General features: G+C 72.3%; 2 protein-coding genes (1 of these 2 only partly in view). Both read right to left on the bottom strand.

Going from position 1 to position 12,999, the window contains the following annotated elements; genetic code table 11:
• Nucleotides 1-7,185, bottom strand: the start of a protein-coding gene (locus A3CE_RS49585) for a non-ribosomal peptide synthetase (protein WP_020638000.1). Its footprint begins 18,963 nt before the window's first position; the window shows 7,185 of its 26,148 coding nt (coding positions 1-7,185); the start codon lies at nt 7,183-7,185; its stop codon lies beyond the left edge, outside the window.
• A complete protein-coding gene (locus A3CE_RS53145; protein WP_020637999.1) occupies nt 7,185-12,959 on the bottom strand; it encodes a non-ribosomal peptide synthetase in 5,775 nt (1,924 codons plus the stop codon). Before A3CE_RS53145 ends, A3CE_RS49585 begins: the two co-directional genes overlap by 1 nt.
• Nucleotides 12,960-12,999: the final 40 nt, after the last annotated feature.

The following is a 12,999-nucleotide window of genomic DNA, read 5'->3' as shown; positions in this document are numbered from 1 at the left end:
GACGAAGAACCCGGCCAGTTCGTCCAGTGCCTGGTCGGTGCGCCCCGCGACGGCCGTGCCGATCGGGATGTCCCGGCCGCCGCCCAGCCGTGCCAGCGTCACCGCCAACGCGGCCTGCAGAACCATGAACACCGTCACGCCCTCGGCGCGCGCGATCTCGAGGAGCCGCCGGTGCGGCTCGGCCGGAACCTCGACCTCGGCGACGTGACCCCGATGGGAGAGCTCCGCCGGGCGTGGCCGGTCGACCGGCAGCTCCAGTTCCTCCGGTGCGCCGGCGAGCGCGTCCCGCCAGTAGTTCACCTGCCGCGAGATCACACTGTCCGGATCGCTTTCGCCGCCGAGCAGTTCCCGCTGCCAGATCGCGTAGTCGGCGTACTGCACCGGCAGCGGTGCCCATGCGGGAGCCGATCCGCGCAACCGCGCTTCGTACGCCTCCGAAACGTCGCGTGCCAAGGGCGCCATCGACCAGGCGTCCCCCGCGATGTGGTGCACGACCAGGACCAGCACGTGCTCGTCCGGCGCCAGTGCGAACAGCGAGGCGCGCACCGGGATCTCCGCCGCCAGGTCGAAGGCGTACGCCGCGGCCCGCGCCACGGCGGCCATCAGGTCCTCGGACGGCACCTCCACGACGTCCGGCGAAAACGCCGTAGCCGGAAGCACCTGCTGACACGGCTCCCCGTCGTCCAGCGCGAAAACGGTACGCAGCACCTCGTGCCGCTCGACCACATCACGCAACGCCGCCACGAACGCCTCCCGGTCCAACGACCCGGTCAGGCGCAGCCCCAGCGGAATGTTGTACGCCGGGCTCGGCCCCTCCAGCTGTGCCAGGAACCACAACCGGCGTTGTGCGAACGACAACGGCACCCGGTCCGGTCGCGCACGCCGCGTCAGCGCCACCCGCCCCGGCGCGGCGACCTCGGCGATCCGAGCCGCCAGAAGCCCCGGGGTCGGTGCCTCGAACACGGTGCGGATCGGCAGCTCGACGTCCAGGACCGCACGCACCCGGCTCACCAGCCGCATCACCAGGAGCGAATGCCCGCCCAGCGCGAAGAAGTCGTCGTCCACCCCGGCCGACGGCCGCGCGAGGACGTCGGCGAAGGCCTGGCACAGCAGCTCCTCCCGCACGTTCGCCGGAGCCCGGCCCGCACCGGCCGCGTAGTCGGGCGCGGGCAGCGCCGCCCGGTCCACCTTGCCGTTGACCGTCAGCGGGAGCGCGGCCAATTCCAGGAACGACGCCGGGACCATGTACTCGGGCAGGCGTCCGGCCGCGTGCTCACGCACCGCGCCGGCGATCGGCCGGCCCCGGTCCACGGGCACCAGATAGGCGATCAGCCGTTTGTCACCCGGGACGTCCTCCCGCACGACGACGGTGGCCTGCGCGACCGCCGGGTGTGCGGCGAGCACGGCCTCGACCTCGCCGGGCTCGACACGGAAGCCGCGGATCTTCACCTGGTCGTCCGCGCGCCCGGCGAACACCAGCCGCCCGTCCGGCGTCCACCGGGCCAGGTCGCCGGTGCGGTACATCCGCTCGCCCGGGCCGAACGGGCAGGCGACGAACCGTTCCGCGGTCGTCTGCGCGCGGTTGACGTAGCCTCGTGCGATACCGGCTCCGGCCACGTACAGCTCGCCGGCCACGCCCACCGGCACCACGTCGAGCCCGTCGTCCAGGACGTAGACGCGGGTGTTGTCCAGCGGCCGCCCGATGGGCAGCACGCCGTCGACCTCGGCGGCATCGGCGATCTCGTGCTGGGTGGCGCACAGCGTGACCTCGGTCGGCCCGTACATGTGCCGCACGACGACCTGCGAATCCGCCGCCATGACCCGCCGCACGGCGTCGGCCGTCACCACGTCCCCGCCCGTCAGCACCTCGCGCACGCCGGTGAAGCAACCGGGGTCGTCCTCGGCCAGTGCCCGCAGCAGACCGGCGGTCACGTGGACGTGGGTCAACGCGTGTTCGGCGATCAGCCGGCGCATCAGCGCGGCGTCCACGCGCTCGCCGGGCGCGATCACCACCGTGCCGCCCGACAGCAGCGGCACCCACAGCTCGTAGGACGACGCGTCGAACGCGTGGGGAGCGTGGAACAGCACCCGTGCCGCCGGGCCCCAGCACCGGTCCATCGCCAGGCGCACCACGTCCCGGTGGGTGGCCACCACACCCTTCGGCACTCCGGTCGACCCCGACGTGTACATCACGTAGGCGGCACCACCCGGCATCACCGATTCCGGCAGGTCCACCACGGCGTCCGCCTCGGCTCCGGCCGTCAGCGCCGCGACGCCGAGTTCGAGTCCGGCAGTCGCCTCGTGCACCAGGACCAGGCAGGCGCCCGCGTCCGCGGCCACCGCACGCATCCGCGCTTCCGGCCATCCGGTGTCCAGCGGCACGAACACGCCGCCGGCCTTCAGCACCGCCAGCAAGGCCACCACGAGGTCGATCGACCGTTCCATCACGACCGCCACGGCCGACTCCGGCCGCACGCCCGCGACGACCAGCGCCCGCGCCAGCCGGTCCGCCCGTGCGTCCAGCTCGCCGTAGGACATCTCCGTCCCGCCGGACACGAGTGCGACGGCGCCGGGATCGGCCGCGGTCCTGACCGCGAACGCGTCCGGCACCGACAGGTCCGGCACCGGCACCACGGTGTCGTTCCAGCCGTGCACCAGGGCGGACAGCTCTGCCTCGTCCAGCACGTCCACCGTGCGCAGGGGCGTGGCCGGCTCCTCGGCCAGAGCGGTGGTGAGCGCGTCGAGGCAGGTGATCAGCAGCGCGCCCACCCGCGCCGGATCGGCGGGCGCCACCGCGTCCAGCGTGATCGCGAAGCCGGACTCGTGGGCGTCGACCGCGACCGCGAGCGGGTAGTTCGTGAGGTCGCGGGCCGACAGGACCTTCATCCCGTCCAGCGCGGGACGCGCCTCCTCCGGAGTGGCCGGGCTGTGCCGGTAGTTGAAGATCGAGCTGAACAGCGGGCTGCCGCCCGGGAGACCACTGGCCCCCTGGGCGAGCGCCAGGGGCGCGTGCTCGTGGGCCAGCAGGCCCGCGAGCTGGTGGCGCAGGCCGGTCAGCGCCTCGCCGACGCCCTGCCGATCGAGGCGGACCCGGACCGGCAGCGTGTTGATGAACAGCCCCGGCACGCGATCCGCGCCGGCACCGGCGTTCATCCGTCCGAAAAGGACAGTGCCGAACACCACGTCGTCGCGGCCCGACACCGCACCCAGGACGCGCGCCCACGCCAGGTGGAACACCGTCGCCGGGCTCACCCCCCATGACCGCGCCACCTCACGGACGCGCCTGGCCAGTGCGTCGTCCACCCGCAGGTGAGCCTGCTCCGCCGCGGTGCCGTCGCCGTCCACGTCCGCGAGGCCGTACGGAGCGGTCGTCTCGGTCACGTCGCCGAGGAGGCCGCTGAAGTACCGTTCGTATTCCTCCCGCGGTACCCCGAGCCGTGCCTGCGCCACGAATTCGCGGAACGGAACCGGCGCCGGCAGTTCCCCGGCCCGCCCGGACAGGAACGCCCGCAGATCGTCGAGCAGCACGTCCAGGGTGGTGTGGTCCTGCAGCAGGTGGTGGACGCGCAGCAGACCGAGCCATCGGCCACCTCGCGGATCGGCGGCGAGGTGCAGGTCCATCAGCGGCGCCAGGCCCAGCTCCAGCCGCCCGCCCGCCACGTTCAGGAGCTGCTCGACGGGGTCCGGGCCGCCGGGATCGAGGACGGCTTCCCCGACCGGCACCTCGGCGTGGCGCACCACGACCTGGACGGGTTCCCGCAGTCCCGCCGACACGACCGCGGTGCGGTAGATGTCGTGCCGATTCACCATCCACCGCAACGCGGCGACGAAGGCGTCGAGGCGTTCCCGGGAGTCGAACTCGATGACGGTGGGCGTCACGTAGACGTCGGTTCCGTCGTGGTGGGTCATCAGGTGGTGGAAGAAGATGCCTTCCTGCAACGGCGCGAGCGGGTAGATGTCCTGGATGTTCGCCACCCCACCCGGCACGGCGGCCACCACCCGCGCGATCTCGGCCTCGGTCAGGTCCGCCAGTGGCACCATCTCCGGCGTCAGCTCGGTGGCGTCGCCGGGGATCAGGTTGGGCGGAACCACCACCGGCTCCGGACCCGCCACCGCGGCCAGCCCGGCCGGGGTCGGGGTGGTGAACAACGCCCGCACCGACACCGACACGCCACGCTGACGCAACCACTCCACCAGCGACACGACGAGCAGCGAATGCCCACCCAGCGCGAAGAAGTCGTCCTCGACACCGACATGGGGCACGCCGAGCGTCTCGGCGAACGCCTGGCACAACAGTTCCTCTCGCGCGGTTTCCGGTGCGCGACCGGCCCCCGCGAGTCCCGCGAAGTCCGGTGCGGGAAGTGCCTTGCGGTCGAGCTTCGCATGGGACGTCAGGGGAAAAGCGTCAAGAATCATGATCGCCGCAGGCACCATGTGCGAGGGCAGCCGCTCAGCCAGGTAAGCCCGCAGTTCCGCACCGGACACCGGGGCGCCGAGAACCACATAACCGACCAGCCGGTGCTCACCCGGAGTATCCTCCCGGGCGACGACCACCGCCTGGCCGACCCCGGGGTGAGTCAGCAGCACGCTCTCGATTTCCCCCGGCTCCACCCGGAAACCGCGGATCTTCACCTGATCGTCAAAACGGCCCAGAAAAACCAATTCCCCGTCACCGTTCCAGCGCACCCGATCCCCGGTGCGATACATCCGCTCACCCGGCTCAAACGGACACGCCACAAACCGCTCACCCGTCAACCCCGGACGACGCACATAACCCCGCGCCACACCCACACCGGAAACATAAAGCTCACCACCCACCCCCACCGGAACCGGCTGCAACCCCCCATCCAGCACATACACCCGCACATTGGCAATCGGCCGCCCGATCGGCACCACACCACCCGACCCCACATCCGCCCGGCACCGCCACACCGCAGCATTCACCGTCGCCTCAGCAGGACCATAACTATTGAACATCACCCCATCCCCAGCCCACCGAGACACCAACTCCCCCGGCAACGCCTCACCACCCACATCCAACACAAAACCCTCAGGCAAACCACCCAACGGCAACGTCGACACCGCCGCCGGCGGCAACGTCGCATGCGTCACCCCAAACTCCGCAACAAACCCCGCCAGCTCGGTGCCCAGCCGCCGCTCCGCCGGAACAACCACCAACGCCGCACCCGACACCAACGCCAGCAACCACTCCTCACAAAACATGTCAAAACCCGGCGACGCGAACTGCGCCACCCGAGCACCCCGCCCCACCCCGAACCGACCATGACTCACCGACAAATTCACAAAACCCCGATGCGAAACCACCACACCCTTCGGCACACCCGTCGAACCCGACGTATACACCACATACACCGGATGATCCGGAAACAACGGCCCAACCCGATCCACATCAGACACCGGCCCCGCGCCAAACCCACCCACATCCGCCACAAACCCCAGCGAATCCACCACCAGCACCGCAGCCGCATCCTCAACCATAAAACGAACACGCTCCGCCGGCGACCCCGGATCAATCGCCAGATAAGCGCCACCCGCCTTCAACACCGCAAGAATCGCGACCAACAACTCCGGTGAACGCTCCAAAACCAAAGCCACCACCGACTCCGGCCCCACCCCCACACCGATAAACTTCCGCGCCAGCCGGTTCGCCCACGCATCCACTTCCGCATAACTCAGCTCGACACCCGAACCCGCCAACGCCACCGCGTCCGGAGACCGCACCACCTGCCCGGCAAACAAATCCGGCACCAGACCACCCGGCCCAGGAACCGCCGTGTCATTCCAGTCCCGGAGTATCCGGCGCAGCTCGTCCTGGCCGAGAACCCGCAGGGACCGGACGGTGACAGCGGGGTCGGCCGCGACGGTTTCCAGGACGTGGGCCAGCTGCGCCGCGATCCGCTCGACCGTCCCGGCATCGAACAGGTCCGCCGAGCCGAGGAGGGCACCCTGCAAACCCGCCGGCCGCCCGTCGGCGTCGAGGGTCTCCCGCACCACGAGATCGAGGTCGAGGTCCCCGGCCTGCCGGTCGCCGGAGATCAGCTCGACCCGCAGGCCGGGCAGTTCCAGTGCGGATCCGCCGTCGCGCCCGGTGGACATCAGGTCCGCGCTTTCCACGGCTGCCATCACCTGGAACAGGGGGTGGCGGGACAGCGACCGGGCCGGCGCCAGTTCCTCGACCAGTTTCTCGAACGGCACGTCCTGGTGCTCGTAGGCGTCCAGCGCGGTTTCCCGCACGCGCCCGAGCACATCGGTGAAGGCCGGATCGCCGGACAGGTCGGCGCGGATCACCAGGTTGTTGACGAAACAGCCGACCAGGTCGTCGAGTCCCTCGTCGGTCCGGCCCGCGACCAGGGTCCCGATCGGGAGGTCCGCGCCGGCGCCCGACCGGGACAACAGCACCGCCAGTGCGGAGTGCACCACCATGGACAGGGTGGCCCCGTGGTCCCGCGCCAGCTCCAGCAACCGCCGATGCGTGCCGGCGCCGAGTTCCAGCTCGGCGGTGTGGCCCTGGGAACCCGGCTGCGCCGGGCGCGGCCGGTCACCCGGCAGGTCCAGTTCCTCCGGCGCCCCGTCGAGCGTCCGGCGCCAGAACGCCACCTGCTCGGTCAGGGTGCTCTCCGGGTCGTCCTCCGCACCGAGAAGCTCGCGCTGCCACAGCGTGTAATCGGCGTACTGCACGGGCAACGGCTCCCAGCCCGGCGCACCTCCGGCCAGCCGGGCCGCGTACGCGGTGGAGAGGTCGCGCAGCAACGGGCCCATCGACCAGCCGTCGGCAGCGATGTGGTGCAGGACCAGGACCAGCACGTGTTCGCGCCGGTTCACCGCGAACAGCCAGGCCCGCATGGGGATCTCGCCCGCCAGGTCGAAGGCGTACGCGCTCGCGCGCGCCACCTGCTCCCCCAGCACCGCCGCCTCGGCCACCTCGAGTTCGAAACCCGTTTCGTCCACGGGGAGCACCCGCTGGTACGGTTCGCCGCCCTGGGCGGGGAAGACGGTCCGCAGCACCTCGTGGCGGCCGAGCACGTCCCGCAGGGCGGCGGCGAGCGCGTCGCGATCCAGCTCACCGGTCAGCCGCAGGGCCAGCGGGATGGTGAAGGCGTCGGTGGGTCCGTCCAGCTGCCAGAGGAACCACAGCCGGCGCTGCGCGAACGACAACGGAATCATCAGAACTCCTTCTCGTGCTCACGCATCGGCCGGAGCGCCGGCCTGGCTTTCTTCCGGGTACCGGCGTTCGCCGCGATCCACGTGGCGACCCCGGCCGCGGTCGGGTGCTCGAACAGCACCCGCAGCGGCACCTCGGCACCCAGCGCGACCCTGACCCTGCTGAGCAGCCGCGTCGCCAGCAGGGAATGCCCGCCCAGTGCGAAGAAGTGGTCGTCGGGGCCGACCTCGGGCAGCTCGAGGATTTCGGCGAACGCTCCGCACACGAGCTCTTCCTCCCGGGTGGCCGGTGCGCGGCCTGCCCCGGCGGTGCCGTGGTCGGGTTCGGGAAGCGCGGTGCGGTCGAGCTTTCCGTTGACGGTCAACGGCAGCGCGTCGAGTTCGACGATCGCGGCGGGCAGCATGTACGTGGGCAGCTTGCGCAGGGCGTACTCCCGGAGCGTCTCGCCGAGCCCGTCGATGCCGGGCTCGGCGGGAACCAGGTAGGCGACCAGGCGCCGATCCCCTGCCCGGTACTCCCTGGCCACGACAGCCGCGTGCGCGACGGCCGGGTGCGCGGCCAGTACCTCCGCGATCTCGCCCGGCTCGATCCGGAACCCGCGGATCTTGAGCTGGTCGTCGACCCGGCCCTCGAAGATCAGCCGCCCGTCGGTGGTCCATCGGGCGCGGTCGCCGGTGCGGTACATCCGCTCGCCCGGCGCCGTCACCATACCGTCCACAGTGGACGTGAACGGACAGGCGACGAACCGTTCGGCGGTCAGCCCCGGCCGCCCGAGGTAGCCACGAGCCAGGCCGGCACCGGCCACGTACAACTCGCCCCGCACTCCGGGCGGCGCCGGGGCCAGGGTGTCGTCCAGGACGTAGACCCGGGTGTCGAGAACCGCGATCCCGATGTCGGGCGGATCGCCGGGCGAAAGCGGCGCGGACATCGTCGCGCAGACGGTGGTCTCGGTCGGCCCGTAGGCGTCGACGAACCGGCGTCCGGGCGCCCAGCGCGTCACGAGGTCGCCGGTGAGCGCTTCGCCCGCCGACACCAGCGTGGTGACCGAGGCCAGGTCCTCCGGCGCGGACGCGGCGAGGACGGCGGGCGGCAGGGTCGCGTGCGTCACCCCGTGCCTGGCCACGACTCCGGCCAGACCGGCCCCCGGGAGCAGGTCGCCGGCCTCGGTCACGATCAGGCGGGCGCCGGTGCACAGCGCCATCACCAGTTCCCAGACGGACGCGTCGAATCCCGGGGAAGCGAACTGCAGCACCCGGCTCTCGTCGGTGACGGCGAGCCGTTCGGCCTGCGAGGCCACGAGGGCGGCGATGCCGCGGTGCGGGACCGCCACGCCCTTCGGCCGTCCCGTCGAGCCCGACGTGTAGATGAGGTACGCCGGATGCTCCGGCAGCGGCGGGACGACGGGCGCGGTCGTCTCCGCCCCGGCCGCGCCGAGGACGACGACGGGGATCTCCGTGCCCGCCGGGACCGACGCCCGGCGGCCGGCGGCCGTCAGCACACACACCGGCCGCGCGTCGCCGAACACGTACTCGATCCGCTCGGCCGGCAGCATCGGGTCGATCGGGAGGTAGACGGCGCCCGCCTTGAGGACCGCGAGAAACGCGACCACCAGATCGGCCGAGCGATCCAGCACCACGGCCACCGCCGACTCGGGCCCCGCGCCGTGCCCGGCGAGGACGCGGGCCAGCCGGTCGGACCGCGCGGCCAGTTCCGCGTACCCGACGACGACGTCTCCGGCCTCCACCGCGGCCGCTTCGGGTCGCCGCGCGACCTGTGCGGCGAACAGTTCGGCCACCGTCGCTTCCGGCACTCCGCGACCGGGCGGGTTCCAGTCGTCGAGTACCCGGCGCCGTTCGGCCTCGTCCAGCAGGTCGATCCGGCTCAGCGGCCGGGCGGGCTCGCCGACGAGGGAGTCCAGCAGCCGCACCAGCCGCGTGGCGAGCACCTCGGCCGTCGGCCGGTCGAACATGTCGGTGCCGAACTCCAGCACCCCCGCCATCCCGTCCGGGGCCCCCTGTTCGTCGCGTCGCTCGGCGAGGCTGAGCATGAGGTCGTACCTGGCGACGCCGTGCGCGAGTGGTTCGCCGCTCACCTCCAGCCCGGGGAGCCGCAGTTCCGACTCCGGCGCGTTCCGGACGTCCAGCGCCACCTGGAACAGCGGTTGCCGCGACAGGGAAGGCTCGGGGACGAACTCCTCCACCACCCGGTCGAACGGCACGTCCTGGTGCTCGTACGCCGCCAGGTCGGTGTCCCGCACTCGCCACAGCAACTCCGTGAAGCTCGGGTCACCCGAGACGTCGGTGCGCAGGACCAGCATGTTGACGAAGAACCCGATCAGCTCGTCCAGCGCGTCGTCGGTGCGGCCGGCCGGCGCGGTGCCGATCGGGATGTCGTCCCCCGCGCCCAGCCTGCTCAGCAACGCGGCGAAAGCCGCTTGGAGCACCATGAAAACGGTGACCTGCTCCGTCGCGGCGAGCGCCGTGACACGCCGGTGCAGATCCGCGGACAGCGCCACCGGGACCTCGCCTCCCCGGTGCGTCGCCACCGCGGGACGTGGCCGGTCCGCCGGCAGCGGTATCTCGCCGGGGATACCGGCGAGGGTGTCGCGCCAGAACGCCAGCTGCCGGGCCGGGACGCTCTCCGGGTCGTCCGCGTCGCCGAGCAGGTCACGTTGCCAGAGCGCATAATCCGCGTACTGCACGGGCAACGGCGCCCAGTCCGGCGCACGCCCGGCCAGGCGTGCCGCGTACGCAACCGACAGATCCCTTGCCAGCGACGCGGTCGACCAGCCATCGGTCGCGATGTGGTGCACCGCCAGCACGAGGACGTGTTCGTCCGGCGTCACCCGGAGCAGCCACGCCCGGATGGGGAGCTCCCCGGCGAGGTCGAACGCGTAGCCGGCCGCCCGGTCGATCTCGTCCGCGATCTCCGCTGCCGTCACTGCGATCACCGGCAGCGCGAAGCCGGTTTCCCCGACCGGCAGGATGCGCTGGTACGGCTCGCCGTTCTCGGCCGGGAGCACTGTCCGCAGGACCTCGTGGCGGCCGATCACGTCCCGCAGCGCCGCGGCCAGCGCCGCCGGGTTCAGCGCGCCACGCAGGCGGAGCGCGGTCGTGTTGCTGTAGCTGGCGCTCGAGCCTTCGAGCTGCGCGACGAACCAGAGCCGTCGCTGCGCGAACGAAACCGGGGGCCGTGCCGGACGGTCCCTTGCCGTCAGCGCCGGCCGGCCACGGCCCGCCTGCCCCAGCCGTGCGGCGAGGCGGCCCGCGGTCAGCGTCTCGAACAGAAGCCGGATGGACACCTCGACGCCGAGCACGGACCGCACCCGGCTGACCAGCCGGGTCGCCAGCAGGGAGTTGCCGCCGAGCGCGAAGAAATCGTCGTCGAGCCCGACCCGGTCCCGGCCCAGCACCTGGGCGAACGCCTGGCACAACAGCTCCTCGTGCGCCGTGGCGGGCGCCCGGCCGGTGCCGGTCGTGGCCGGGTCTTCGGCTCCCGGGACGAACACCGCCCGCCCGGCGGCCGCGGGTCCGGCCTCGTCCAGCAGCAGCCGGCGCGGCCAGTCCGGCAGGCTCGCCGCCGCGTCCGTGGTGGTGACCAGCACCAGTGCCCCGGCGCCGGTGAGCGCGGCGGCGACGTCCCCGGCCGGGTCCGCCGGATCGACCAGCACGTACCTGCCACCCACCTGGGCGATGGCGGCCCGGGCCTGTGCCAGCTCGCCCGGCTCCCGCACGCCGATCGCGACCACCGACTCACGGCGCACGCCGGCGGCGGTCAGCCGCCGCGCGAGCCGATCGGATCCGGCGTCCGCGTCCGGCGTGGGACCGGCCTCCTGGCCGCTCACGTCGAGCGCGTCCACCGCCATCAGCGGAAGGGCCGGGCTCTCCGCCAAGGCGGTGGTCAGTTTCGCGAGCGTGGCGTGCAGCAGCGCGGCGAACCGCTCCGCGGCCACCGGCCGCAGGACATCCACGGAGACACCGAACTCCACGCCGTCGTCGTCGATCGACACGCTCAGCGGGTAGTTGTTGTGCTCCTGGGTGAACACGGTCTCGACATCCCCGAGCACGTCGTCGGGCCCGGGTTCGGCACGCTCGGCGTGCCGGTAGTTGAACAGCGCGGCGAACAGCGGGCTGCCGGCGGGCAGGGCACCGGCCTCCTGCGCCACCGTCAACGGCGCGTGCTCGTGCACCAGCAGCTCGGCGAGCTGGTCGCGCAGATCCGTCAGCGCCGCTCCCACCGGCTGCCCGGCCAGCTTGACCCGCACCGGGAGGGTGTTCATGAACAGCCCGGGCGCGCGGTCCGAGCCGATGCTCGACCGGCCGAGCAGTACCGTGCCGAAGACGATGTCGTCGCGTCCCGCGACCGCCGCGAGCAGCCGTGCCCACGCCAGGTGGAAGATCGTCGCCGGGCTCATCCCGAGCGATCGCGCCAGCGCCCGCACCCGCCTCGCCAGGCCGTCGTCCACCATCAGCCTGGCCTGCGCGACCTCCGTTCCGTCGCCGTGCACGTCCAGCAGCCCGTACGGGGCGCCGGTCTCGGTGACGTCGCCGACGAGCCTGGTGAAGTACGCCCGGTGCACTTCCTCGGGCACACCCAGCCGGGCGTGCGCCACGAAGTCCCGGAACGGCGCCGGAGCGGGCAGCGTCCCGGCCCGGCCGGCCAGTATCGTCCTGATCTCGCCGAGCACGATGTCGAGCGCCGTGTGGTCCTGGACCAGGTGGTGCATCCGCACCAGTGCCAGCCATCCGGCAGCGCCGCCCGGCTCGGCCGCGACGTGCACGGTCAGCAGCGGTGCCCGGCGCAGGTCCATCCACCCGCCGGCGGCCGCCAGGAGCTGTCCGGCCACGTCCCCGCCGTCCGCGTCGAGGGTGACCTCGGTGACCGGCAGCTCGGCGTGCCGCCACACCACCTGAACCGGCTCGGTCAGGCCCTCCGACACGAGCGCGGTGCGGTAAACGTCGTGACGGTCGACGACCTGTCGCAGCGCGCCCAGGAAGGCGTCCAGCCGGTGCCGCGCCGCGAACCGCAGGACGAACGGCATGGTGTAGACGTCGTCGACGCCCTCCTCGGCCATCAGGTGGTGGAAGAAGATGCCTTCCTGCAACGGCGCCAGCGGGTACACGTCCTGCACATTGGCCGTGCCACCCGGCACCGCCTCGACCACCCGGGCGATTTCCGCCTCGGACAGCTCCACCAGCGGCAGCATCGCGGGCGTGATCTCGGTGGTGTACCGCGGGATCAGGTTGGGCGGCACCACCACCGGTTCCGGGCCGGCCACAGCCGCCAGCGCCGCCGGTGTCGGCGTCACGAACAGCGCTCGGACCGAAACCGACACGCCACGCTGCCGCAGCCATTCGACCAGCGACACCGCCGACAGCGAATGGCCGCCGAGCGCGAAGAAATCGTCGTCGACGCCGACCGCGGGCAGGCCGAGCACTTCGGCGAACGCCGTGCACACCAGCTCTTCCTGGCCGGTGCTGGGAGCGCGTCCGGCGCCCGTTTCGCGCCGCGGGGCGGGGAGCGCCGCCCGGTCCACCTTCCCGTTGACCGTCAGGGGCAGGACGTCCAGCTCTACGAACGCCGAGGGCACCAGGTAGCCCGGCAGGTGCTCGGCGGTGTGCTCACGCACCACGTCGGTGATCGAAGTCGCGGTGCCCGCGGGCACCAGGTAGGCGATGAGCCTCTTGTCGCCGGGGACGTCCTCACGGACCAGCACGGCGGCCTGCGCGACCGCCGGGTGCCCGGCGAGCACGGTCTCGACCTCACCCGGCTCCACCCGGAACCCCCGGATCTTGACCTGATCGTCGGCCCGGCCG

Source organism: Amycolatopsis balhimycina FH 1894 (genome assembly GCF_000384295.1).
In the GTDB taxonomy this organism is placed as follows: Bacteria; Actinomycetota; Actinomycetes; order Mycobacteriales; family Pseudonocardiaceae; genus Amycolatopsis; species Amycolatopsis balhimycina.
The sequence above is the reverse complement of the archived record's forward strand: the minus strand, read 5'-3'. Positions and strand labels throughout refer to the sequence as shown.